Source organism: Marinilabiliales bacterium (assembly GCA_007695015.1).
GTDB lineage: Bacteria > Bacteroidota > Bacteroidia > Bacteroidales > PUMT01 > PXAP01.
Genome location: REEN01000058.1, coordinates 28,261 through 54,994, shown reverse-complemented (window position 1 = coordinate 54,994; position 26,734 = coordinate 28,261). Strand labels below are relative to the sequence as shown.

The 26,734-nt window shown below is 48.0% G+C and carries 18 protein-coding genes; 6 read left to right on the top strand and 12 right to left on the bottom strand.

Annotated features, from left to right (window positions below):
• Positions 1-26: 26 nt before the first annotated feature.
• From EA408_07490 to EA408_07475, 4 genes are all read right to left on the bottom strand, one after another.
• Positions 27-4,562 carry a glutamate synthase large subunit gene (locus EA408_07490; protein ID TVR72154.1) on the bottom strand — a complete coding sequence of 1,512 codons (4,536 nt, stop codon included), beginning with the start codon at positions 4,560-4,562 and terminating at the stop codon, positions 27-29.
• Positions 4,563-4,583: 21 nt separating this feature from the next.
• Positions 4,584-5,921, bottom strand: coding sequence for an argininosuccinate lyase (gene argH, locus EA408_07485; GenBank protein TVR72153.1), 1,338 nt, complete (start codon positions 5,919-5,921; stop codon positions 4,584-4,586).
• Positions 5,918-7,153, bottom strand: a complete 1,236-nt coding sequence (locus EA408_07480; protein ID TVR72152.1) for an argininosuccinate synthase — start codon at positions 7,151-7,153, stop codon at positions 5,918-5,920. The genes argH and EA408_07480 overlap by 4 nt, the downstream gene beginning before the upstream one ends.
• A gap of 63 nt (positions 7,154-7,216) precedes the next feature.
• Positions 7,217-7,690: an ArgR family transcriptional regulator gene (locus EA408_07475; GenBank protein TVR72151.1), complete on the bottom strand. Its 474-nt coding sequence runs from the start codon at positions 7,688-7,690 to the stop codon at positions 7,217-7,219.
• Positions 7,691-7,791: 101 nt separating this feature from the next.
• Between EA408_07475 and EA408_07470 the strand changes: the two genes are divergently transcribed.
• On the top strand, positions 7,792-9,126 hold the full coding sequence (locus EA408_07470) for an erythromycin esterase family protein (GenBank protein TVR72150.1): 1,335 nt from the start codon (positions 7,792-7,794) through the stop codon (positions 9,124-9,126).
• A gap of 3 nt (positions 9,127-9,129) precedes the next feature.
• Here the strand turns inward: EA408_07470 and EA408_07465 are convergent, their stop codons facing one another.
• Genes EA408_07465 through EA408_07455 form a run of 3 tightly spaced genes read right to left on the bottom strand, consistent with a single transcriptional unit; the run spans position 9,130 to position 12,924 of the window.
• Positions 9,130-9,798 carry a DUF2459 domain-containing protein gene (locus EA408_07465; protein ID TVR72200.1) on the bottom strand — a complete coding sequence of 223 codons (669 nt, stop codon included), beginning with the start codon at positions 9,796-9,798 and terminating at the stop codon, positions 9,130-9,132.
• 20 nt (positions 9,799-9,818) lie between these two features.
• Positions 9,819-12,200, bottom strand: a complete 2,382-nt coding sequence (locus EA408_07460; protein ID TVR72149.1) for a spermidine synthase-like protein — start codon at positions 12,198-12,200, stop codon at positions 9,819-9,821.
• A gap of 34 nt (positions 12,201-12,234) precedes the next feature.
• On the bottom strand, positions 12,235-12,924 hold the full coding sequence (locus tag EA408_07455) for a protein-L-isoaspartate(D-aspartate) O-methyltransferase (protein ID TVR72148.1): 690 nt from the start codon (positions 12,922-12,924) through the stop codon (positions 12,235-12,237).
• Positions 12,925-13,103: 179 nt separating this feature from the next.
• On the opposite strand from EA408_07455, the gene EA408_07450 reads away from it, so the two are divergent.
• Both EA408_07450 and EA408_07445 read left to right on the top strand, forming a co-directional pair.
• Positions 13,104-13,841: a DUF1080 domain-containing protein gene (locus EA408_07450; protein ID TVR72147.1), complete on the top strand. Its 738-nt coding sequence runs from the start codon at positions 13,104-13,106 to the stop codon at positions 13,839-13,841.
• Positions 13,842-13,848: 7 nt separating this feature from the next.
• Complete coding sequence (locus EA408_07445; protein ID TVR72146.1) at positions 13,849-15,141, top strand: N-acylglucosamine 2-epimerase; 1,293 nt, start codon at positions 13,849-13,851, stop codon at positions 15,139-15,141.
• Positions 15,142-15,180: 39 nt separating this feature from the next.
• On the opposite strand, the gene EA408_07440 is transcribed toward EA408_07445, so the two are convergent.
• The 3 genes from EA408_07440 to rocD form a co-directional block, all read right to left on the bottom strand.
• A complete protein-coding gene (locus EA408_07440) occupies positions 15,181-16,026 on the bottom strand; it encodes an aldo/keto reductase (GenBank protein TVR72199.1) in 846 nt (281 codons plus the stop codon).
• A 126-nt stretch (positions 16,027-16,152) separates the two neighbouring features.
• Positions 16,153-18,933 carry an aconitate hydratase gene (locus tag EA408_07435; GenBank protein ID TVR72145.1) on the bottom strand — a complete coding sequence of 927 codons (2,781 nt, stop codon included), beginning with the start codon at positions 18,931-18,933 and terminating at the stop codon, positions 16,153-16,155.
• 259 nt (positions 18,934-19,192) lie between these two features.
• Positions 19,193-20,404 (bottom strand): ornithine--oxo-acid transaminase, encoded by a 1,212-nt coding sequence (gene rocD / locus EA408_07430; GenBank protein TVR72144.1) that lies wholly within the window; start codon positions 20,402-20,404, stop codon positions 19,193-19,195.
• Positions 20,405-20,595: 191 nt separating this feature from the next.
• Here rocD and EA408_07425 point away from each other — a divergent pair, with 191 nt between their 5' ends.
• Positions 20,596-21,180, top strand: a complete 585-nt coding sequence (locus EA408_07425) for a nitroreductase (GenBank protein TVR72143.1) — start codon at positions 20,596-20,598, stop codon at positions 21,178-21,180.
• Here the strand turns inward: EA408_07425 and EA408_07420 are convergent, their stop codons facing one another.
• Complete coding sequence (locus EA408_07420; protein ID TVR72142.1) at positions 21,181-23,640, bottom strand: TonB-dependent receptor; 2,460 nt, start codon at positions 23,638-23,640, stop codon at positions 21,181-21,183.
• A 131-nt stretch (positions 23,641-23,771) separates the two neighbouring features.
• Positions 23,772-24,416, bottom strand: a complete 645-nt coding sequence (locus EA408_07415; protein TVR72141.1) for a hypothetical protein — start codon at positions 24,414-24,416, stop codon at positions 23,772-23,774.
• Positions 24,417-24,581: 165 nt separating this feature from the next.
• Here EA408_07415 and EA408_07410 point away from each other — a divergent pair, with 165 nt between their 5' ends.
• Together EA408_07410 and EA408_07405 are read left to right on the top strand one after the other, a co-directional pair.
• The gene (locus tag EA408_07410) at positions 24,582-24,992 is read left to right on the top strand and encodes a YjbQ family protein (protein ID TVR72140.1); all 411 of its coding nucleotides are present in this window, start codon (positions 24,582-24,584) and stop codon (positions 24,990-24,992) included.
• A 139-nt stretch (positions 24,993-25,131) separates the two neighbouring features.
• Complete coding sequence (locus EA408_07405) at positions 25,132-26,733, top strand: indolepyruvate ferredoxin oxidoreductase subunit alpha (GenBank protein ID TVR72139.1); 1,602 nt, start codon at positions 25,132-25,134, stop codon at positions 26,731-26,733.
• The last annotated feature ends 1 nt before the right edge of the window (position 26,734 follow it).

The following is a 26,734-nucleotide window of genomic DNA, read 5'->3' as shown; positions in this document are numbered from 1 at the left end:
AACAGGTTTTAATATTGCTATCCCATTCAGTAATGATGCTGTGGTCTGTCGTCTGTTGTCTCAAGCTTCTTTCTGAGGTTCTCCAGCTTCATCTCCTGCAGAACCTTCTTGTATTCAAACGGTATCACCTTAACGAACCGGGGAAGATATTCGTCCCATTCCACCAGGATCTTCTCGGCAAGCTTACTGCCGGTATATAGGAGGTGTTTTCCTATTATCTCCTGCAGTTCACTTATATCTGCAATATCTTCAGGTTTCTCCAGCTCAACCAGTCCGCGATTACAGAAATAATCGAAATTACCTTTCAAATCAAGCACCCATGCAACGCCTCCGCTCATGCCTGCTGCAAAATTCCGTCCGGTTGAACCAAGAATCACAACCCGGCCGCCGGTCATGTATTCACAGCCATGGTCGCCGACTCCTTCTGCAACAGCAATTGCGCCGCTGTTCCTGACCGCGAAGCGTTCACCTGCGATGCCCCGGACAAACAGCTCGCCGCTGGTTGCGCCGTAAAGAACTGTATTGCCGGTTATAATGTTCTCCTCGGGTGCGAACTTTGACCCTGCCGGCGGTGTAAGTACTATCCGGCCTCCTGAGAGTCCCTTGCCCAGGTAATCATTTGAATCACCTTCAAGGTGAAAATGTATACCCTTAACCAGAAACGCACCAAAACTCTGACCTGCAGAACCATAAAATCTGGCATTTATCGTATCTTCGGGAAGTGCACCGGGGCCTCTCCTCCTGGTAATCTCACCTGAAAGCATGGTTCCTGCGGCCCGGTCTGTGTTCCTTATAGGCTTCGATATCCAGACCCGTTCACCACGGCTGACAGCTTTGGATGACAGCCTGATCAGTTCCCTGTCAATTATTCCTGAAATCTTGTGTTCCTGTGGCTTTTTAAAGTATCTGGGCAAATCGCCGTTTGCCTCGGGATAGAAAAGCATGCGCGACAGATCAGCATGTTTTGCTTTCCAGTGGGATATATCCTTTCTCACTTCAAGGAGATCGGCGCGCCCGACCAGTTCATCAAACTTTCTGAATCCGGCCCCGGCCATAATCTCGCGAACCTCCCTGGCTACGAACCTGAAATAATTTTCCACATAATCTGCCTTCCCGAGGAACCGTTTCCTGAGTTCCTCATCCTGGGTGGCCACTCCTACGGGACAAGTATTAAGGTGGCACTTCCTCATCATTACGCAACCCAGAACGATAAGGGCAGCGGTTGAAAAGCCGAACTCCTCGGCGCCCAGCATGCCCATAAGTATAACGTCATGCCCGGTCTTGAGCTGTCCGTCTGTTTGAAGCCTGACCCTGTCCCTCAGATTGTTCAGGACAAGAGTCTGGTGAGTCTCGGCGATGCCAAGCTCTGCAGGAAGTCCGGCATGCCTTATTGAACTGGCAGGACTCGCGCCCGTGCCACCTTCACAGCCCGATATCGTTATCAGGTCAGCTTTAGCTTTTGCAACCCCTGCTGCAATAGTCCCCACCCCATATTCCGATACCAGTTTTACCGAGATCACCGCGGCAGGATTGATGCATTTCAAATCGAATATCAGCTGGGCCAGATCCTCAATGGAATATATGTCGTGATGGGGGGGAGGAGAGATAAGAGTTATGCCCGGTGTTGAATTCCTGAGCCCCGCAATTATATTATTTACCTTGAATCCGGGAAGCTGTCCGCCTTCACCAGGTTTTGCCCCCTGCGATATTTTTATCTGGATCTCGTCGGCATTGACAAGGTATCCGGCTGTAACGCCAAACCTGCCTGATGCGACCTGCTTGATGGCACTTCTCCTGTTTTCATGGCCGGATCCGGCACTGTATCGGCCAGGGTCTTCACCTCCCTCACCGGTGTTGCTCCTGCCGCCAATCCGGTTCATAGCGATTGCAAGGGCCTCATGTGCCTCCTTGCTTATGGAGCCATATGACATGGCACCGGTTACAAATCTTTTCAGGATAGCCTCCTCAGGTTCAACTTCGTCAATGGGCACCGGGTTTTTCCTGATATCGAGGTATCCTCTCAGAAACGACGGTTTGCGGTTTTCCAGGTACACATGGGAGCTGTATTCACGGTATTTGTCATAATCATTATTTTTTGCAGCCCATTGCAGCAGGCTTATGGTCTCAGGATTCCATCCGTGATGCTCTCCGTTCATCCTGAAAGAATAATATCCCTGGGTAACCGGCATAAAGCCGTTTTCTGACCCTGAAGCTGCGAATGCCTGCTGGTGAGGTTTGGCAGCTTCAGCGGCGATGCCGTCAAGGCCGATACCGCCTATACTGGAGGCGGTGCCGTTGAAGTACCGGTTTACAACCTCTTCCGATATGCCCAGGCACTCAAAGATCTGGGCGCCATGATAACTCCGCAGGGTTGAAATACCCATTTTTGAGAGGATCTTCAATATGCCGCTGTCTATTGCCAATATGTAGTTTTCCCTGGCTTTCTTATATTCAAGCCCTGTTTCTCCTTTCTTAGACAGTTCATCGATCACGGCAAATGCCAGGTAAGGGTTAACCACACTTGCCCCGTATCCAAGCAGCAGTGCAAAGTGCATAACCTCCCGGGCTTCGGCGGTCTCTACGATCAAACCAGTCTGCATCCTCTTCTTTGAGCGGATAAGGTGATGGTGTACTGCCGATACTGCAAGGAGTGAAGGAACCGGTGCCAGGTCAGGACCAATTCCCCTGTCAGTCAGTATTAAGAAATTCACCTTTTCATCCACTGCCTTTTCTGCATCAGCGCAAAGCTTTTCAAGTGCAGATTCCATTGCACGGCTTCCTCCTGCCGGATCAAATAACATACTGAGTTCCCGGTGTGAAAAACCAGATTGATCAAGGTCTTTGAGCTTTTTCAGGTCGGTATTTATGATAACGGGGCTTTTAAACTTGACAAGCTTGCAGATACTGGGTGATTCATCCAGGATATTCTTGTTGAGTGACCCAATGTAATTGGTGAGTGACATTACAAGACCCTCCCTTATCGGGTCGATAGCCGGATTTGTTACCTGCGCGAACTGCTGTCTGAAGTAATTATAGAGCCTTTGAGGCTTGTCAGACAAAAGGGCAGGAGGGGTGTCATTACCCATCGAGGAGGTAGGCTCCTTGCCATCAATGCACATTGGCTTTATCATATCCTCAATATCTTCCCTCGTATAACCGAAAGTTTTCATCCATAAAGGATAGTTACTTCCCATTCCTGATGGAACCCTCTCCTTAATTTCAATATTCTCAAGTTCAAGCCGGTTATCCCGTAGCCAGTTACCATATGGATTCATCTTTGAAAGCTGCGATTTCAGCTCCTCATCAGAGATTATTACCCCAAGTTTTGTGTCCACAAGCAGTATCTTGCCCGGCCTTAGCCTTCCCTTCTCCTTAATCCTGTCAGGCGGGAATTCCTGCACCCCGGTTTCACTACCCATAACTATCATATCATCATCTGTTATCAGGTACCGTGAAGGACGAAGCCCGTTGCGGTCGAGTGTTCCCCCAACATACCTTCCGTCGCAGAACAGAAGTGACGCTGGCCCGTCCCATGGCTCCATGATAGTGGAGTGGTATTCATAATAGTCTTTCAGGCTTCCCGGGATCGGATTCTTGTCATTGAATGATTCAGGTACCAGCATTGACAGGGCATGAGGAAGTGAGCGCCCTGTCAGCACCAGAAACTCCAGTACATTGTCAAGCGAGGCAGAGTCGCTCTTTCCTGGTTCAATGACCGGAAAGAGTTTTTGCAGGTCGCTGCCGAAAAGATCTGTCTTCAGCAGTGATTCCCTGGTTTGCATCCACAGACGGTTCCCCCTTATTGTATTGATTTCCCCATTATGGGCAAGGTACCTGAAAGGCTGGGCAAGACCCCAGGCGGGGAATGTATTTGTACTGAATCTTGAATGGACAAGAGCGATAGCGCTTGCAAAAAGATTGTCGGCAAGGTCCGGATAGTATGCTTTCAACTGTTCCGGTGTGAACATCCCCTTGTATACGATCACCCTTGTTGAGAGGCTGGGGATAGAGAACCACTCTTTCTGTCCGATCCCTGAGTTCCTGATTGTATTCTCGGCAAGCTTTCTTATGACGTACAGCTTACGCTCCATGTCATCCTGTTCATGATTGCCGGAAATGAAAATCTGCTTAATATATGGTTCTGTTGCAAGGGCTGTTTCGCCCAGAGCCTTGTTGTTCACAGGAACATCGCGCAGAGATATGACCCCGAGTTTTTCTTCATGCACCTGTGAGAGTAGAATCTCCTCGCACTTTTCCCGGTCAGCGCTGTTGCCTGGAAGGAAGATCAATCCGGTGCCGTAGTGGCCTGCAGGGGGAAGGTTTTTTGTCTGTGCACTGTAAAATTCGTGGGGAACCTGTACCATGATGCCGGCACCGTCACCGGTCACATTGTCGGCACTTTCAGCACCCCTGTGGGTCATATTCAGCAGCACCTCCAGTCCCCGTTCAACAATGTCATGCGTTTTTTTCCCCCTGATACTTGCAACGAAACCTATTCCGCAGCTGTCGTGTTCGTTTTCAGGTGAGTAAAGTCCGTTATTTTTCATACTGGTGTTTGTCATATCAAAGAAAATAACTCCCGGTTACTCAAGCAGGCCGGCTATCGCTTTTTCGGCGGCGGTGAAATCAAACCCCGCCATTATCCTTTCCATCTTCTTCTGGATCATTTCATTGCACGGGTTGCCAGTGCTGCCGATATGTGTATGCCTGATCATGTCAGCAGGGGCAGAAGCGCCTTCCGATAAATTATCAGCCACGGTACGATAGGCATCTCTGAATGGCATTCCGCCAATTACCAGCCTGTTTACTTCTTCCACACTGTAGAGGTCCCTGTATATGGGGTCGTTCAGTATGTCAGGATTAACCCTAATCTGATCCACCACCTTGTTTGTAACCGAAAGAATATCTGCAAGCTGGCCGAAGGCCGGAAGGTAGGTCTCCTTGATAAGCTGATAATCCCTGTGGTACCCTGAAGGCAGGTTGGTGCATATAATGGATATCTCTGCCTGTACCGATTGCAGCCTGTTTCCCCTGGCGCGTACCAGCTCAAATATGTCGGGGTTTTTCTTATGCGGCATGATGCTTGAACCTGTGGTGAATTCTTCAGGAAGCTCCATGAACCTATAGTTTTGTCCGCTATAAAGGCATATTTCGCCGGCCATCCTTGAAAGTGTAGAGCCAACTGTGCCGAGTGCAAATGCAACAGTTTTTTCCATCCTGCCGCGGCTCATCTGGGCATTTACGGAATTCACATGCATGTTGCCGAAGCCCAGCAGGGATGTTGTCATTTCACGGTCGACGGGAAATGAGGAGCCAAAACCGGCTGCCGATCCGAGCGGATTCTGATCAGCCACCCTGTATGCCGCCTCAATTAATATCATGTCGTCAACAAGGCATTCTGCCCATGCACCGAACCACAAGCCAAAGGATGAAGGCATGGCAACCTGCATATGGGTGTATCCGGGCATCATCACATCCTTGTACCTGTTGCTGAGCCGCAGCAGGGTGTTGAACAATACAACCATCTGTTCAGAGATCTCTTTTAACCTGGCCCTGGTAAACAGTTTCAGGTCAACCAGCACCTGGTCGTTTCTGGATCTTGCAGCATGGACTTTTTTACCAGTTTCACCAAGGGCCGCTGTCAGCAGGATCTCCACCTGGGAGTGGACATCTTCGACACCCTCATCAATTGTGAATTCGCCTGAAACAGCCCTGGCATAGATCGCTTTCAGTTCTTTTTCCAGATTCACGAGCTCGCTCAATGAAAGCAAGCCTGATTTTTCCAGCATCCTTACATGGGCAATGGTGCCTAATACATCCCAGGGTGCGAGCATCAGATCGAGCTGACGGTCCTGTCCGCTTGTAAATTCCTCTACAAGCCTGTCAGTTTTCTTTCCTTTTTCCCAAAGCTTCATTGTCAGGATGATTGTCTTGATACGGTTATGGCGTGATGGGCCATAAGCCTGATCGCGTTGATCTTTATAAACCCTTCGCTGTCCTGCTGGTTGAAACCTCCCTCCAGGTCCATACTTGAAAGGTCCTGGTCGTAAAGCGAACTGGGTGATTCCCGTCCGTCAATCATCACGTTGCCTTTATACAGTGTCAGGTGAACTGTACCGTCAATTAGCTCCTGGCTCTTGTTTACAGCGGCCATCAGAAACTCCATCTCCGGACTGAACCAGAATCCGTTATAAACGAGTTCGGCAAATATAGGCGATAACATGTTTCGCAGCCGCATCACCTCCCTGTCCATTGCAATGCCTTCAATATCCATGTGTGCTTTCAGAAGTATCTCTGCCCCCGGAGTTTCATAGACCCCGCGGGATTTAATGCCAACATACCTGTTTTCAACCATGTCGAGGAGGCCAATGCCGTTTTCAGCTCCCAATGTGTTAAGGTAATTAAACAGTTCCAGGGCGCCCGTTTTTTCTGTGTTGTCGTCGGTGTTTGAAACCCTGACCGGATCGCCGTCCTTGAATGTGATGGATAGGTGTGTCTCGCTGTCAGGTGCATCCTGGGGCATCATGATGCGCGATATTATATCCTTCCCGGCCTTATATCCCGGATCTTCAAGTATTCCGGCCTCATGACTGATGTGCATCAGGTTGTCATCTTCACTGTATGGCTTCTTAAGGGTCGCCTTTACAGGAATTCCCTTTTCCCCGGCATAACTCAGCAGATCAGTCCTCCCCTTGAACCGGTCGAGGAATTTCTTGTTTTTCCAGGGTGCAAAAACCTTTATGCGGGGGTTAAGTGCATAATAGGTAAGTTCAAACCTTACCTGGTCATTCCCTTTGCCAGTTGCACCATGCGATACATAACCCGCATTTTCGGCTGCTGCTATTTCAATCTGTCTTTTAGCAATAAGGGGCCTTGCCAGTGCAGTACCGAGCAGGTACCGGCTCTCGTACACAGCGTTTGCCTTTATTGCCGGAAATATATAACCTGTAACAAACTCTTCCTTGAGATCCTCAATATATACATTTGACGCCCCAATAGCCAGGGCCTTCTCCCTCGCTTCGTCAAAATTGTCATCCTGGCCTACATCGGCTATATAGGCAATTACATCATATCCTTCATCAATGAGCCACTTTAGTATAACCGAGGTGTCAAGTCCGCCGCTATAGGCAAGAACAATTTTTTCTTTAGTCATAACAGATAATAAATTTATGGTTTGAATTAAGCCTGGTAAATTATTTTTGCTGGTAAATTGCGGCTATACCTGCCGCTCTTCTGGTATTGCAGCCTTCAGAACCTGGTCAAGATCTCTCCTGGATATTCCTTCTCGTGCAATTACAAGGATTGTGTCGTCGCCGGCGATGGTTCCGAGTATCTCAAATGCCTTAAGTCCGTCGATCCTGTATGCAATTCCGCTTGCGAAGCCGGGCAGGGTTTTAATAACAGCCATATTCCCTGTATAGTCGATTGAAAGATAACCCTGGTTCATTGCATCTTTCATCAATAATTCATTATCGGAATCAGATGGTTCATCATCGGGGAGGAAATATACCAGTCCCTTTTCATTATCAGGTCTCTTTCCCGCCCTGAGAAGTTTAAGATCTCTTGAGAGAGTTGCCTGGGTGTAGCTGTAACCACTATAAGTTAGCATGTTAAGCAGTTCGTCCTGACTTCTGATGCTGTTGTTTTTTATAAGCTTCCTTATCTTCAGCAACCGGTCTATTCTGTTCATGACGCATATTTATACATTTTGAATGCAAATATATGCATATATTTTTATAATGTGCGTTTTTTACCTACTTTTATGAAAATTAGATTTTAAAAATTAAAATTATGAGATTTAATACTTCATTAAAGCTTGTTCCTGTTTTCATATCTTTTTTTCTCCTTTCGGGCAGTGCCCCGGATAGCGGAGCTGACGGACTGATTGAATACTTCTCTCGCAAGGCTGTTCCCGTTCAGGATGCCGGCGACCTCGACGGCATTATTGAACTTGCCGGTGGCAGGAAGCTGGTTTTGTTGGGCGAGGCCTCGCACGGCACATCGGAGTTTTATTCATGGCGGGCTGATATCACCAGGCGCCTGATTAAGGAGAAGGGGTTTTCGTTTGTTGCAGTTGAAGGTGACTGGGCCTCTATTTACAGGCTGAATGAGTATGTTAAAGGGCGTCAGGGAGCGCCATCATCGGCCAGAAGGGTGCTTCGCCGTTTCGACAGGTGGCCTGAATGGATGTGGGGAAATACAGATATTGAAGAATTGGCTGAATGGTTGAGGCAATATAACGATCAGTTGCCGGAAGAGGATAAGGTCGGGTTTTATGGCATGGACGTATACGGACAGTGGGAGGCGATGGATGACCTTCTCAGGTATTCTGAAAAAAACCTCAGTGAGCATCATGATGTGATAAGCCAGAGCATGCAATGCTTTGCTGCCTATGACCGTGATGAATGGGTATATGCAAGGGCTGTAGTCGGAAGGGGACACCGTTCCTGTGAGGATGACCTGCGTAATGTGGCCGGCCTTTTAACGGAACTGGCCCAAAAAGTGGATGATGAAAACATTGATGAATTCAGAAGGGCCAAACAGAATGCTTATGTGGTAAAGAATGCAGAGGATTTTTTCAGGCTTGCAGTGACTGATAATACCTCTTCCTGGAACAGCCGGGCAACCCATATGTGGGAAACCGTGAAAAGACTTCTCAGCTGGTACGGTGAAGATGCCAGGGGTGTAGTCTGGGCCCATAATACACATGTCGGTGATGCCCGCGCAACTGTCATGAGGTACCAGAATATGGTCAATATAGGCATGCTCAGCAGGCAGGAGCTTGGCCATGACAATGTGTTCATCAACGGTTTCGGTACCTATACCGGCAGGGTCAATGCAGGAAGCAGCTGGGGGTCGGATATGCAAAGAATGACGGTTCCCCGGGGAATGGAAGGGAGCTATGAATATATATTCGGACATGTTGATTATGAGCAGTTCTACCTTGTTTTTGACGAAGAGGACCGTAGTAAGCCTGAACTAAATGAATTCAGGGGACACCGGGCAATAGGGGTTGTTTACAATCCCCGCCATGAGACAGGCAACTATGTGCCGACAATTCTGCCGGAAAGGTACGACTCGTTCATATTTATACGTGAAACCAGCCCTTTGAGTCCCGTAAGGTAGGCCCTATTCAACAAACTCTGCTCCCGGTAACCGTGACAACCGCCGGTAGAGCTGGTTGGCGTTAAGCACCAGAAAGCTCCTTGTATCAAGTCCGGCCTCCCTGAAACCTCGTGCCACCCATGTGTTACAGGTTCTGAAGAGATGGTATTTCCTTGTGGCAAGGAAATAGTGGTCTGTTTCCCCATATGCCTCACTGGTAATAGGAAAGCCGTCATCATCATGAATGTAGCTTTCGGCGATGTAACGTTTCAGCTCCCTGAACTGCTCACCGGTAAGTGGTATGCGCAATTTCCTGCTTTCACTTCCATATGCCGATTCTACAGGAAGATTGAAGGCATAGATCTGCATCACACTTTGTGTAGGCCACAGTACCGCCCTGGCAGCAAGATGAACCGGAATTCCCGGCGCCTGGTAAAATTTTTCATCGCCCCATCCAACGTCAATATGGTTGCGGTCGCTGTACATCTCAATCTCGGGCCAGATATCAGGATCAACATCGGCAATATTGAAAACTATACCGGTATGCCAGAATTCCTGAATAACATATACATTATATGGCCGTTCTTCTTCCCCGGAAACGGATACACTTCTGTTTATTTCACCCCTGCATGATATTACCGGCAGAAAAAAGATGGCAGCCAGTACGCATGTATATCTTCTTAAATGGCTCATATAATATTTTCTGTCCATGCTCATAGTCTGATAAAGTTAGCTGCCATGGTCAGTCCGTAAGAGAATGCAGCAATAAGCATCACAGCCAGGTAACCGGCTTCCACGGCAATTATGGTGGCAAGGGCGGTGCTTATAACTGACAGGCAGCCGTTAATTCCCCACGCCCATGGTATGAGGCTTCTGTTATGTACTGAAAGCTTTCGGAGACCAAGCGGGAATGGCATGCCCATGAAAAAAGCAGCAGGCGAAATAAAGAGGATCGAAAGAAATATCTTAAGCAGGAGTGGCAGGCTGATTGTCAGTCTTAACAGCGGGGTCAGAAAGACAGTGTATAGCAGTATGAAAAATATTACCAGGGCAAGCACCTTTGCAATATCCCTTGATCCTGTTCCAATGCGGGATGAGACAAGGCTTCCGCCGCCTGAGCAGATCAGCATCCCGCTCAGCACTGCGGCAGCGGCATAGATTGGGTTCCCAAAATAGAGGATGAACTGCTGGATAAGTGTTATCTCGATAAACATGAATCCCAGTCCGATACCACTGAAATGCAAAACCGTGTAGGCCTTGCCGCCCCCTTTCCACCCTATTGCGAATAACGGAAGTATAATCAGTATGATCGCTGCGGCTGCTATCTGCAGGAATGTAATAATCACAACAAGGTAACCGATCTCAAGAAAGGGCACGGTGGACTGTCCGAAGACCTCTTCCATTCTTTTGTAACGGCTCAGCTTAAGGAACTGCGAAAAATAGGGGATGTTGTCGGTTGCAGGTCTTATGTTGAAATCATATTCCCTGTAAAAATTTTGCCGTTCTGCTGCCGACATAATATTATCAATATAGACGAAAAAATCTTCATCCTGCAGATGGTTGTATACAGACCTTTCATCTGCATCAAGTCCGGGAAGCAACACCGGGTCGAAATACATCCTGTGGCAAAACTCCCTGATCCTTTCGGTTTCGTCGGGGGTGACAGGTGATTTTTTCAGCACGAAGGTTATGGTTCCCCATCCCCGGATCGCTGCAATGTGGCTGGTGACAGGAGAGCTGCTTGCAGCCTCATGCGCCTCAACAAGGGTTGCAAGCAGCTTCAGTGTGTTCCGGGGCGGGTAGTCCATCCATGATGTGATGGCGATCATGCCGTTATCGGATAATCTTCCCCGCATTTCACCCAGGGCCTCGAGTGTCATAATATACTGTTCTTCAAGAGCGTTAATGCCCGAGGTTCCGCCGAAAGTCTCTGAAGTGGGCAGCACAATAAGGTCGTAAAGATTATCGTCGGCAAGCAGGTAGCTCCGGGAATGAAGATTTACCGGGTTGACCGCCGGAAGATTATACATTGAATCGATCATCCAGGCAAGTTCATTTTTCAGCAGGCCGACTGCCACCCTGTTCTGCTCAACGGCAGTTATATTCTTAACCCCTGCTGTCAGGGCATGTGCTGCAAAGAGTCCCGTACCCGCATCAAGGAGCAGCAGGTTTTCAGGCTTGCCGATTATATGCGGCAGGTGGTTAGTGGTATAGCCAAGGAAATGGCTCGTGTCTGTTTCAGACCATTCTACAACAGGGCCGAACCAGTTTCCGTTGTTGAATATGACGTCACGTACAGGAACCATGCCCTGGAATGTCAGGCTTAAGCCTGGAGCGTATCTGAGTGCCGGGGATCTTACAACATTAAGCTGACCGTAGGGACTGCTTTTCTCAATGATAATTTCGGCGTCAGGCAGGTTTAGTGCCCCGGAAAGGCTTTTGTACTCCGACATAGGCAGGGAAGGAGGTCTGATAACCAGCACAATGGGCAATATCAATGCGGCAACCAGCAGGGGGACAAAGCGTTTTAGCAATCTACGGCTAATTATGACCGACCCGGCAATAACCGGCAGCAGTCCGATTGCCGGTGGGAGCTGCGCAGGAGAAAAAATCCAGAACAGAAGCAGTATCAGTAATCCCCCGATACCCGATCCTATAAGATCGGCAAAATAGAGCGTGCCAATTTTCTCAACATAATTAATATAGACCAGTCCTATGGCTGTTGCACCCAGAAAGAAAGGAATGAAGAAAGCAAAATATGTAATTAGCAGAGTGATGATCTGGCTCCGGTCAACAAACAGAAGGTAAGAATCAAAGCTTCCGAAAACTGTGGAGGAGACAAGCATCATAAGAGACATGGAAGCTCCCGACAGAACCATCAGCAGGGGCAGGGCCTGTTCAATTCTCCTGACGAACCAATCCCTGGTCAGCGCCAGGAGTGTGCCGCTTGCCCCGAAGCCCAGCAGTGCAACCGAGATGACCATATATGCAAAGTGACTCCACTGGATTATTGAAAGCACCTGCATCAGCGTCAACTGGAAAGCAATTATTGATGCTGAAAGTAGTCCGACTCCCAGGTATATTCTCCTCGACATAAATCCTTCAGTTTAATGTTCCCGCCTTAACGGCTCAGTTTCTCCGGGTAAATGGTACAAAGCGAACAGGCATAAGGTTGGTAGTCGTTATCCTGTCTCCTTCCTTTTCAACCAGCATGAGTGTCTGCACAAGAAACGGAGATCCCACAGGTATCACCATCTTGCCTCCGTCTTTCAGCTGGGCAATGAGGGGAGGGGGGATGTATTCCGCAGCAGCCGTAACCACAATTGCATCGAACGGAGCCATTTCCTCGTGCCCGAAGTAGCCGTCACCTGTAATGACCTCAACATTTTCATATCCAAGATCTTTCAATACCTTACTGGCCTGGTTGCCAAGTTCGGGAATTATCTCAATAGTGTATACTTTTTCAACGATCTCAGCCAGCACGGCAGCCTGATAACCCGATCCGGCTCCGATCTCCAGCACCCTGTCATCAGGCCCCGGATTGACAAGCTGTGTCATATAGGCAACTATATAAGGCTGGGAGATGGTTTGTCCGTATCCTATCGGCATGGGCCCGTCGTCATAGGCCCTTCTCTGCTGTGCCCTGGGCACGAAAAGGTGGCGCTCCACATTTCTCATCGCCTCCAGTGTCGGTTCATGGTCAATTCCCCTGTTTGCGATCTGACGACGCACCATATTCTCGCGCAACCGGTCAAAGTCCTGTGCCTTAACCAATGACGGAATAAGTATGATAATTGCAATAAAAGCGATTGTCTTCATAGCCGCTGATTTTTGTAATGACCACAAAATACGAAAATCAGGCCATAATCCCAAGAACAGCACATTTATATATCTAAAGCAACCGGACCGGCAGTCTATTCGGGTTTTTTTTATTTCTTTGTATGTGTCAGGTTCGATGGGAAAGGCATACTATGTTAAAACCTAAAAATCAAATTACCATGAAACTTAAAAGCGCATTATTAACGGCAATCTTTTTATTAACAGTAATCACTATGGAAGCACAGGAAGGCAGAGACAGAGTTACGGAGGTTCATGAACCGGTACCTCCCGTTGTTACACCAGGCGTTGGCACGGCACCACCGTCTGACGCAATTGTATTGTTTGACGGTACGGACCTTTCAAACTGGGTGGACCGTGACGGGAACCAGCCACCCTGGGAGGTAAATAACGGAGCAATGACGGTTGTTCCACAGACGGGGGATATTTGGAGCAAGCAAAAATTCGGCGATGTCCAGCTCCACATCGAGTGGCGGGCACCTGCGGAGATCCGTGGTGAAGGCCAGGGAAGAGGCAATAGCGGGGTTTTTCTGATGGGACGGTATGAGATCCAGGTGCTAGATTCTTATGAAAACCCGACATATCCGAACGGACAGGCAGCTTCCGTCTACAAGCAGCATATTCCTCTTGTAAATGCGTGCAGACAACCTGGTGAATGGCAGACCTATGATATAATTTTCATGGCTCCCAGGTTTAACGAACAGGGAAGGGTTACACACCCCGCAAGGGTTACAGTTATACACAATGGTGTGCTGGTGCAGAACAATGTTGAGATATGGGGTGATACAGAGTGGATCGGTTTGCCCACATACACAAAACATGAGGACAAGCTGCCCATCAGACTCCAGGATCACGGCGACCTGGTGAGCTTCAGGAATATTTGGGTAAGAGAGCTTTAAGCAAGCCATGAGGGGGAGTATCCTGATATTTGCGGTTTGCGCGGCACTTGCAGCGTTTACCGCCGCATGCAACGTCAGGTCCGGCAACCAGACTGATGAGAGTCAGGTTCAGGACCTGCTTGTGCATGAAATAACAGCAGATATGAAGGGCAACCTCCTGCCTTTCTGGAAAAAGAGTTCCGTCGATCATGATGACCCCCGGCAGGGATTTTTTGGCCGGATTGCCCATGACGGAACCGGGATAGGTGATGCAAAAAAATACAACGTACTTTTTGCAAGGTACCTGTGGACCTGGTCGGCTGCATACAGGGTGCTTGGCGACACAGAATCCCGCCGGCTGTCTGACAGGGCATTCAATTATATCTCAGAGCATTTCATTGACCACGAACACGGAGGAATGCACTGGACACTCAATGCAGACGGCTCACTGGCAGATCCCTCAAAAATAACATATGGTCAGTCATTTGCCATATATGCTTTCTCAGAATACTACCGGGCAACAAAAGATGACGAGAGCCTCCGGCTGGCAATTGACATTTACCAACTTCTTGAAGAGAAGGCAAGAGACAGGGAGTACGGCGGTTACCTTGAAGGATTTTCGGCCGACTGGCAATACAATGAGGAGAAAGGCCTGGCCGAAGGAAGGATAAAATCAATGAACACCCACCTGCACCTTCTTGAAGCCTACACCAATCTATACAGGGTCTGGCCAGACAGTCAGCTCAGAGAGAGCCTTGAACACCTTATGGATATCTTTTTTGACCATATTGTAGATACCAGCAGGTACCACCAGGACCTTTTTTTCGGGAGGGACTGGACTGTTGACGGCAGGTACGATTCCTATGGACACGATATCGAATTTTCATGGCTCTTCTACGAAGCCGCCGAGGTTCTCGGTGACACTGATCTTCTTGAAAGGGTTACCAGCCTTTCTATCGAAATTGCCGGAAAACAGTTGTCTGCCGGATTAAATCACCAGGGTGCGATGATATATGAAAAGACGGGGGAGGACCTGTACCGCAGGAACATCTCATGGTGGGTACAGGCTGAGGCGGTGGTAGGCTTTCTTTATGCCTGGAAAATATCAGGGGATCCTGATTTTCTTGGAGCTGCTGCAGGTGTATGGGAGTATATCAAAGAGCACATGATTGACTACCGGCACGGCGGATGGCATCCCGATCTTGATGAACACGGCACCCCGGTACCGGGCCGTCTCAAGGGTGATGAATGGACATGCCCCTATCACAATGTCAGAATGGGCCTCGAAGTATATGAGCGGTTCTGGAAGCCCTTACAATAAATATAATTAATCTGGTAGCACATACCAGAAGGATCGGTCTCAGGCACTGAAAAGGGGAGGTATCTCCAGGGATCTCTTCCTGAGGGCTTCCTCTTCTTCAGCGGTAAGCGGTTCAAAATGGTGTACGCGGTCAATGGCCTTAAGGAAAAGGCTCATATTACCCGGAGGTATGACAGAGGTAATTTTCCGCGAAAGCGAAAAAGCAAGTGCCTGGTCAAACAACTCATTATCAAGTACCGGTTTGTACCAGACATTTGTAAAAAACCTCTCTTCACCGGGTCTGAGCCCCCTTTCCGCAAGTGACTTGAGAACGAGTATACCCAGGTTTCTTTCAACGGCTTTCTCGTAAACGCGGGGCCCGAAATTACCGTTGTGCCAGCAGGCGAAGTTTATGGGAAACATCACCGTATCAAAGTCAAAATATTCCAGTGCCAGAAGCGCAGCTTCCTCACTATGGGCAGAAAAACCGATCAGTCTTACCCTGCCCTGATCCCGGGCCCTGAGTATGGCCTCCATGGCACCGTTGGAGGCAAACGACCGTTCCACGTCTTCTATTGTTGTTAGTGCATGAAGCTGGTAGAGATCAAAATAGTCGGTCCGGAGCCTGGTGAACGATTCCTGCATCTCCTTCTCAACACCCGCCCTCTCCCTTTGTGTGCTTTTGCAGGAGAGGAAACTCTGCCTGCGGTAGGGTTCAAGCGCAGGGCCGAGCATCTCTTCGGCGTTACCATAGGTAGGTGCTACATCAAAATAGTTAATGCCTGTTTCGCAGGCTTTTGCAACTATATCATTACAGGTTTTCCGGTCCTCATTGTTCAGCATTATACCGCCAAAACCTATGACCGATATCTTCTCGTCTGACCTGCCCAAAACTCTCTGAGGGATGGGCTTGTCGCCGAACAGGTTAGTTGCAGACCATAATGAACTTACCGAAAGGCTTAATGCGCCGCCTCCTGCGATACTGTTTCTGATGAATTTTCTTCGTCTCATACAAACTGGTTTTGCGTTGTTTTATGAATTCATGAACTGCCTGAGAACATACTGGAGTATTCCGCCGTGCCGGTAGTAGGATATCTCTATCTCTGAATCGAGCCTGGCCGTGACGGTAAAACTTTTGGTTTGTCCCTCCTGTAACGAGACTTCCACTGTGAGCTTTTTCAGTGGTTCAAGGCCTCCTTCTATGCCTTTTATGGAGAAGTTCTCCTTCCCGGTAAGTTGATGTGATTCTGCATTCTCTCCATCAAGGTATTGCAGCGGTAGTACACCCATTCCAACCAGGTTGCTGCGGTGAATTCTTTCATAACTCTCGGCAATGACAGCTTTTATGCCAAGCAGGAATGTTCCCTTGGCTGCCCAGTCCCTGCTCGATCCGCTTCCGTACTCCTTGCCGGCGAGCACTATCAGTGGGGTATTATCCTTTTTGTATAGTTCAGCCGCTTCAAACACACTCATTTCCCTGTCCCCGGGAAGATAATTGGTATACCCGCCCTCAGATGTTGCAAGCCTGTTCCTTATACGGACATTGGCAAAGGTGCCCCTCACCATTATCTCGTCGTTACCCCTGCGTGATCCATAGGAATTAAAATCCTTTCTCTCAACACCTTTTTCAAGAAGGTATTTGCCTGCAGGTGTCTTTGTGCTGAATGCCCCTGCCGGCGAAATGTGATCGGTTGTAATGCTGTCGCCCAGCATAAGAAGAACCCTGGCATCTGATATACCGGAAGGTTCTGCAGGCTCTGCCGGCAGGTTTCTGAAAAAGGGAGCCTCCCTGATATATGTTGAACTATCATCCCATTTGTAGACCTCCTCGCGGGGCACTTCCAGGTTCTGCCATATCTGGTCGCCATCAAATATTTCACTGTAGTTTTTTTCAAAATCCTTCTTCGACAATACCGGGGTGAGAACCTCTGATATCTCTTCAGAAGTGGGCCATATATCCTTAAGGTAAACAGGGGCCATATTGGGATCCCAGGCAAGCGGTTCATTTAGCAGGTCGATATCAATACGGCCCGCAATAGCGTACGCTACAACAAGAACCGGTGACATCAGGTAGTTGAGCTTCACCTGTGGGTGCACCCTGGCCTCAAAGTTACGGTTACCTGAAAGCACAGAGGCCACTATCAGCTCATTGTTATCGACTGCTTCGGCAATATGGGAAGGGAGGGGTCCTGAATTCCCGATACAACTGGTACAGCCATATCCTACCACATGAAAGCGCAATGCTTCCAGATCAGCCAGCAACCCCGAGTTTTCAAGGTAATCGGTCACCACCTTTGACCCGGGAGCCAGGGAGGTCTTTACCCAGGGTTTGCTCTGCAATCCGCGCTTCAGGGCTTTCCTTGCCAGGATACCGGCACCTGCCATCACGCTTGGATTGGAGGTATTGGTGCATGAAGTGATGGCCGCTATTACAACAGAACCGTCGCTAAGCGTAAATTTCTCATTATTGATCCTGATCTCTGCTGTCCGCAATCCGTTTTCTGCTGTATGCGTCAGCACTTCAGCAACATCAGGACTTTCCTGCTCTTCTCTTTCCGTTGGCGGACCGCCACCTTCACTTTTCCACCTGTCAATCTCACGCTCATCAGGACTTATGTATGACCTGTTGAAGTCGGCGCTGAGCTGCTGCCTGAATGTTTTATCAGCATCCCGGAGCAGTATTTTGTCCTGCGGCCGGCGGGGACCCGCAATCGTGGGTTCGACTGTTGAAAGATCCAGTTCCAGGACATGAGAGTAGCTGATTTTCTCATCACCCGTTCTCCAGAGCATGTTCGCCCTGCAGTACTCTTCCACCAGTTTCACCTGCTTCTCCGGCCGGTTTGTCTGTCTCATATATTCGGTGGTACGGTCATCAATTGGAAAATATGTCACGGTACATCCGAACTCGGGCGACATGTTGGCGATGGTGGCCCTGTCGGGTACCGACAATCCGTCAAGTCCGTCACCGAACACCTCGACAAACTTCCCTACAACCCCGTGAGACCGCAGCAGGCTGGTTATGGTAAGAACCATGTCGGTTGCCGTTGTCCCTGGCTGCAACTTACCGGTAAGCCTCAACCCTATGACTTCTGGCATAATAAAATATACTGGCTGGCCGAGAATAGCAGCTTCGGCTTCAATACCGCCAACTCCCCATCCAATGACCCCGATACCGTTAACCATAGGAGTATGGCTATCGGTTCCAACCAGGGTGTCAGGAAATACCAGTCCGTCTCTGGCTATCACCCCCCTGGCAAGATATTCGAGGTTTACCTGGTGGCAGATACCCAATCCCGGGGGTACAACAGAAAAATTGTCAAACGACTTCTGCGCCCATTTCAGGAACTGATACCTTTCCCTGTTTCGCTCATACTCCATCTCAACATTTTGCCGGTAGGAGTTACCTGTTCCAAAATAATCCACCTGAACGGAATGGTCTATTACCAGATCTACCGGGATCAGTGGATTTATTCTGCCAGGATCTTTGCCATTGCGTGACATTTCTGCCCTGAGGGAGGCAATGTCAACAACAGCGGGAACACCTGTAAAATCCTGCATCAGGACACGAGCAGGCTTGAACGGAATATCGCAGGTACTGGGTTCCGGGCTCCATGCCAGGAGAGTATTTAAGTTGTCTTCGGTAATACCAAACCCGTCAAAATTTCTCAGGGCATTTTCCAGCAGGATCCTGATTGAAAAGGGCAAATGGGAAACGGAATATCCATCTTTCTCAAGCTTTCTGAGACTGAGGAATTGAAATTCACCCATTTCCGTTTTCAGCTTCTCTTTTATTGAATAAGGTAATTCAGCCATGGTTTTCTCTGTTTATGGTATAAAAATAAGCATTCAGATTATTATAAGAAACATGCACCGTGCTAATTTGTTTGACCGGGCTTGCCAAAGGATCCCTATTTAATTTAACCTGCAAGAGCCCGGTATTTATCCAGACTCCCTGCAGAACCTTGCCTTTAACCGCTTTGGCTTACTCAAAGAGAAGTCTGTAAAGTGCCTAGTACATAAAAAAAAGCGGCAATTGAGCCGCTTTTCCAAAACATGACGGTATCAACCATGATCAGTCAAAATGCTTAATTGACTTTGCAATAATCGCTGAAGCTTCCCTGAGCTGCTCTTCATTGATCACAAGCGGAGGGGCAAACCTGATAATATGTCCGTGAGTGGGCTTGGCAAGCAGACCGTTATCTTTCATTTCAAGGCACACATCCATTGCGGTCTTTCCGTTTTTGGGCCTGATCACGACAGCGTTCAGCAGCCCTTTGCCACGAACGGTTTCTATCATATCAGAGTCGATGCTGTTCATCTCCTCCCTGAAGACTTTTCCGAGACGATCTGCTTTTTCAGCAAGGTTTTCTTCTTTGACTACTTCAAGTGCAGCCATGGCAACCCTGGCAGCAACCGGATTTCCTCCGAATGTTGAGCCGTGTTCGCCTGGTTTAATGGTAAGCATTATCTCATCATCAGCAAGCACCGCCGATACCGGAAAGACGCCGCCTGAAAGTGCTTTGCCCAGTATCAGTATGTCTGGTTTCACATTTTCATGATCACAGGCGAGAGGCCTGCCGGTTCGGGCAATTCCCGTCTGAACCTCATCGGCAATGAAAAGAACATTGTGCTTTTTACAAAGTTCCCATGCTTTCTTCAGATAACCTTCATCAGGAACATAAACCCCGGCCTCTCCCTGGATAGGTTCAACCAGGAACCCGGCCACATTGGGGTCTTTGAGCTCTTTTTCCAGGGAAGGTATATCGTTATACGGAACTGTTACGAAACCCGGCGTATAAGGTCCGTAATCCTTTCTTGCATCCGGATCTGTTGATATGGAAACAATTGTTATAGTGCGGCCATGGAAGTTGTTTTCGCAAACTATGATCTTTGCCATGCCATCGGGTACCCCTTTTTTCTTGTAGGCCCATTTACGGCATAGCTTAATAGCGGTTTCGTCTCCTTCAACTCCGGTATTCATTGGCAGGACCTTGTCATAACCGAAATACCTGGTAATATATTCTTCATATTCCCCCAGGCTTGAATTATGGAAGGCCCGTGAGGTCAGGCAAAGCTTTTTTGCCTGGTTAATAAGTGCATCAACAATTTTGGGGTGACAATGTCCCTGGTTAACTGCCGAATAGGCGGACAAAAAATCAAAGTACCTTTTACCTTCAACATCCCATACAAATATTCCCTCACCCCGGTCCAGCACCACCGGTAACGGATGATAGTTGTGCGCACCGTACTTTTCTTCTCTTTTAATATAATCCTGTGTTGTCATATGTTAAACTTTATTATAAGATTGGTTTAGCAGGCCGGAGCCAGATAATCTGCAATCTTAATAGAAGTTTTTCATATAACCTAAAATATGGCTTGTTAAATATCAGCCGTTTGTGCTGAAACAAAATCCATTTTTTGTTGTTTTCAAATAAAGCTGATAAATTGTGAATTATAAAAGTAAACACTAATACTATGGAAAAACATAAAGGAATTATCAATGAACTTATCCAGAAACGGCGAAGTCCCCTTGCTTTTGACAAAAAACCCGTCGAAGAGGTAAAGATAATGCGTCTGTTTGAGGCGGCCCGATGGGCGCCCTCCAGCAGGAATGAGCAGCCCTGGCGATTTATATACGCCACGAAAGATGATGACAGTGTTTTTGGGAAGATGATTGATATCCTTGCCGAAGGTAACCGTATATGGGCAAAGGATGTTCCCTTAATGATACTAAGTATAGCAAAGGTCAGGTCTTCCTTTAGCGGCAAACAAAATTACTACGCATTTCATGATACGGGGATGGCGGTTGGAAACCTTCTGGTTCAGGCAACAGACATGGGACTCGTAGTCCATCAGATGGGTGGCTACGATAAGGAAAAAGCAAAAAGCCTGTTTGGCATTCCCGGTGATTATGAGCCGGTTGCAATGATCGCTGCAGGTTATCAGGGAGACCCTCAAGGCCTCCCAGCCGAATTGCAGAAACGGGAGCTGGCCGAAAGGACACGCATGCCACTGGACGATTTTGTATTCAGGGGAAACTGGAAGGACCAACAGGACTGATCAGAACCTGGCTGTAAGCCTGATATTCAGCCGGCGGCCTGACAGAAAGTTCGGAACAGCAAACTCTCCTGGCACTGACGGATCATTTGATATTGTTTTGACCCACATGTAGGAGCCGGTATTATTCAGATCCAGAAGATTGAAAATTTCGGCGCCCAGCCTGAGGCTCCTGAAGTTCCCGGGATGGTGACCCGCTCCCGGATCTTTCAGAGTGCCGAACAGCTCTTTTGAGAATCCGATATCAACTCTCTTGTAGGAAGGCATCCTGAATGACATTTCATGTGCCGGTGTGTTGGGAGGACTGAAGGGAAGACGGCTACCGTAAAGCACCTTGAGATGTACTTTGTATGCAGGGTTGTTGGGAAGATAGTCCTGAAAGAACAGGGCAAAATTAACAAGCTGATCAGTAGGTCTCGGATAATATCCTGAAAAAGCTCCTTCATTCCGGTCATCGCCGTTCAGCCTTATTGCTTCGCGGGTTTGCAGGAAAGAGAGGCTTACCCATGAATCCACTCCCATTACGAAATCACCATGCAGCTTAAGGTCAATACCTTTTGCATATCCCTTTGCATTGTTGACGCCTGAATAAATTATCCTGATATTGTCGGTGGTATAGGGTATAAGGTCGCTCAGCCATTTGTAATATATCTCGGTCGATAATTTGAATGGCCGCCCCCACATCCTCAGAAAGTAATCATTTCCAAATACAATGTGTACCGATCTCTGCGGTCTCTTTTCATAGTTTATGTTTCCATGACTGTCGCGAAACTCTTTGAAAAAGGGCAGCTGGTAGTAATAACCTCCTGAAAGATGGAAAACAAGATTGTTGTAGGCTGCCGGAAAAAGTGTGAGTGATGCGCGGGGACTTATAAATGTATCGCCACTGAAATCCCAGAAACTGGCCCTTAATCCTCCGCTGGCATCAACTGTGGCCCTGTTTAGCGGAATTCTTATTGTGTTCTGAATATATGATGTAACCCGTAACACGTCAAGCCTGTTCTCCGAATCGGCCAGATGCCAGGGTGTTATTTCCGAACCAGTGTATGGCAGGTTGTACCCGGCCGAATCAATAAGCTGCCACTCTCTCATGTTGTCATCAAACATATCTTTATTCACCTGAACACCCCATTCCAGCCTGTTGCTGCGAATTGAGTATTTCCCCCTGTGACCGATTGAAAAAACATTTGCGTCCAGGAAGTTCCTGGCATGATTCATAAAAGCACCAACCCCGATATTCATTATACTGTCGCCAAGGTTTTCCGATGAAAGCTGTTTCTCGAGCTGGTTAATAAGATATCTCCCCTGAAGGTCGAATGTTTCAGCTTCAAGGGTGTTGAAAGCTGAAACATTAAGTGACAGGTTAAGTGCAGGCACAGGGTTGTAATTAAGGTTCAATGCACCGAACAGTGTCCTGAACAGACTTGCATCCTGCCCGTTAAAATAAACCATGAGCTGCATGGGGTTGTCGAATGTACCGAAGCTTGTTTCCCTTGATTCAGGAATAAATCCGTATCTGTTCCTTGAGAAATGCCCCAGGAATGAAACCGATATATCACTGGAGATTTTGTAGTTGGCATAAGTCTGAAAATCGGCGAAGGATGAGAGGTAATCTCCTTGTTCATCGAGTGTTTGCAGCAGATACTGGTTTGTGCTGTACCTCAGGCCGCTTATATGGCTGAGACTTCCGTCTGATGATATGCCCTCCAGGTGAGCTGTGCCGCCAAGAAGACTTGCAGATGCTGAAGAGGCAAATGTAACCGGCTCCCGGTATGAAATATCAAGTACCGAAGAGATCTTGTCGCCATATCTTGCCCCGAACCCACCGGCTGAAAACATAACCGAACCAACCAGGTCGGGATTGATGAAGCTGAGCCCCTCTTTATGCCCGGCATGTATAAGTACCGGCCGGTATATCTCTATGCCGTTGACATATACCAGGTTTTCATCGAAATTTCCTCCGCGCACAGAATACTGTGAACTGAATTCATTTCTGCCTGAAACACCGGGCATGGTCTTCAGCAGGGTTTCAATACCACTTGAGGCGGTAGGTATGACTCCAACGTCCCTTACGTCGATCGCGCTGAGGCTTCCGTCACGTTCTCTTGCCCGGGTTACATAAACTTCTGAGATCTCTTCATAGGTTACCTGTAACACAAAATCAATTCTCATACTGTCGCCGGCCATGCCTGAAACGTTCTTTTCGGCAGCTCTGTAGCCGAGCATAGTGACAACAATGGAGTGGAGAGTGTCTGGCACCAGGGTTAGGCTGTACTGTCCCCTGCTGTCACTTATGGTGCCGACCGGGGTTCCGGAGAGTGCAATGCTGGCAAGCGGCAGAAAAGCGCCATCTTCATCGGTTATGGTGCCATATACTGTAAAAGTGGATTGCTGTGAATTAACCGGGTTAAGAGTAGCCAGACTGATTAAACACAATATGACTAAAATCCTGAAAATATGCATCAAAAGGGGCTTGTTAACTTTAACACTCCGGTATTTGCGTTAATTAACGGAAAATTTCCAAATATAGTTTAAAAAACGAATCTTTTGATTGATGCACACAGTGAGTGCGTTCAGGAAATCTATGCAAAGTATTACCTGCCGCTGAAACGGCCTTCCCTGATTGCCTGAATGAATTGTGCCCAGGAGAATGGATTGAGGAGGTTATTGGGGGGCTGGCCGGCATACATCTGCCTGTTATGATGCTGTTGCATCGCGATCCTGAAACTGGCACCGGGATCAGCAGGAAGGCCTTCCAGCTCCATCCATGTCTGGATAAGTGCAATATTGGCCATGGCCCTGTCATAATCATCTTCAGGCAGATTGAGTGCAATAAAAGCCTCTGAAAACTGCTCATAGGTGGCCCACGGCCATACAGTTACCTCTTCAATTTCAAAGGTGTCTCTTTCAAGCTGTATATCGACAGAGTAGTGAATAACATCAATTTCGCCGGGAACAACATACTGTTTGCGTTTGTGTCCGAGGGAGGAAAATATCAGGGTGTCACTGGGATGAACAATGAAGGAAAACCTTCCTCGCCTGTCGGCTATACTGCCCATACCCTTGTTGATAACGATAATATGGCTATACGGAAGGGGATCGTTGAACTCATCCCTGATGATGCCGCTGATCTGCACAGGATCCTTTTGCCCTTCAGATATCTGCGGATCCTGTCCCGCAAGCGCGGGAGTGATAAGAATAAGCAGTAATATATATATATAACGTGGGCTTTCCGGCATAAATCAGGTTGCTTTTAACCAATGTCATGAATCTGCAAAATCCATGCCGTCACAAAAGTAAATAAAATAAATTTAAGACCTATTTTTGTATAATTAACATCCGGAGCCGTCATGAAGGCCGATCTTTTTATTTATGCAGTCCTGTAACAAAATAATATTCATGCTATGATAAGACAATACGAAATAACCCTGCCACCATTGAAACGAGGTTATCATGCAATTTCACACCTTATTGAGGACAAGCTTGACGACCTGCCTCAATCGGGCATGGTCAATCTGTTCCTCCGCCATACATCGGCAGCCCTTACCATAAATGAAAATGCCGATCCTGATGTTCCCCGCGACCTTGCCTATGCAACCGACAAGCTGGTACCGGAAAATGACCCCGGCTATATCCATACTATTGAGGGACCTGACGACATGCCAGCGCATGTCAAGTCAAGCCTGTTGTCGGTATCAGTTACAATACCGGTAAAAAACGGGAGATTACACATGGGTACATGGCAGGGAATATTCCTGTGTGAATTCAGAAACCGGGCAGGCAGCAGGAAAATCACCGCAACGGTGTGGTCATGATATAGTTTCTTTAAACAATATCTTTGTCCTGAATATATTGTACCGGGTAGCCGTCCACATGTCCTGATGTGATATATAACATGTTTTTTGCTTCCATTTATTTCTAATTTTGGTCTGTAAACAAGAGATAAAATAATCTATGGATAAGCTTATGCTCCTCGGTGACGAAGCGATTGCCCATGCAGGAATGGATGCAGGCATGTCGGGTATCTATGCATATCCGGGCACACCGTCAACCGAGATAATGGAATATGTTCAGAATTCACACAGAGCGGCCAAAGAGAATATATTCTGCCAGTGGTCTGCCAACGAGAAAACTGCCATGGAAGCAGCCCTTGGAATGTCCTACACAGGAAAAAGGTCAATGGTCTGCATGAAGCATGTGGGACTCAATGTAGCGGCCGATCCGTTCATGAATGCCGCCATTACAGGAGTGAACGGCGGGTTCCTTATTGTAGTGGCAGATGACCCGTCAATGCATTCCTCGCAAAATGAGCAGGACTCACGGTATTACGGCAAGTTTGCAATGATCCCGGTCCTTGAGCCCCTTAACCAGCAGGAGGCATACGATATGGTTTTTTATGGTTTTGAGCTGTCCGAAAGATACAGGCTACCTGTAATGCTGCGAATAACCACCAGGCTCGCCCACTCAAGATCGGCTGTTGTTCCCTCAAAAAAAATTATGCAGAAGCAGGTTGCCCTGCCGGCAGATCCTGTACAGTTTGTGCTTCTTCCTGCCATTGCCAGAAGACGCTACAGGGGGTTGATAGAGATGCAACCTGATCTTGCCGCCGAATCTGAAAGTTCGGGCTGGAACACTTTCACAGACGGGTCAGATAAATCAGTCGGTTATATTGCATGCGGACTGGCGCATAATTATCTTATTGAAGCTTATCGCGGAAAACAACTATCAAACCCGGTACTAAGGATAGGACAGTACCCGCTGCCCGAAAAGCTTGTAGAAAAGTTAACCGCAGGCTGCGAAAAAGTTATTGTACTCGAAGAAGGATATCCGTTGGTGGAAGAGCTGCTCCGGGGTTTGCCGGCGGTTAAGAATATTTCCGGGCGGATTGACGGTACACTGCCCCGTGACGGTGAACTTAATCCCGACATTGTTTCCCGGGTACTGGGACTATCTGCTAATGAGGGACCGCCTGTACCTGATGTGGTAAAAAACAGGCCACCTTCATTCTGTTCCGGTTGTGGCCATATTGACATGTTCAACGCGCTGCTGGAAGCTATTGAAGGCTATGGTCCGGGCCGGGTATTCTCCGATATTGGTTGTTATACCCTCGGCGCTCTTCCTCCTTTCAATGCAATTAACTCATGTGTCGATATGGGCGCATCTGTTACAATGGCAAAAGGGGCTGCCGATGGCGGACTGCATCCTGCAGTATCAGTTATCGGAGACTCAACCTTTACCCATTCAGGCATGACCGGACTGCTCGATGCAGTAAATGACGGCTCACCAATTACGGTTCTGATAGGCGATAACTCGACCACCGGGATGACGGGCGGACAAAAGTCCTCGGCAACCGGCAGGATAGAAGATATCTGTGCCGGACTGGGAGTAGAGCCCGGACACATTAAGACCATAAACCCTTTAAAGAAACATCATCAGGAGAATGTTGAAATTATCAGCAGGGAACTTGAATACAAGGGGGTGTCGGTAGTCATTGCCAGGAGGGAGTGCATCCAGGTGGCCATGCGAAGGAAAAAAGAGGAAAAGACAAAAAACTAAT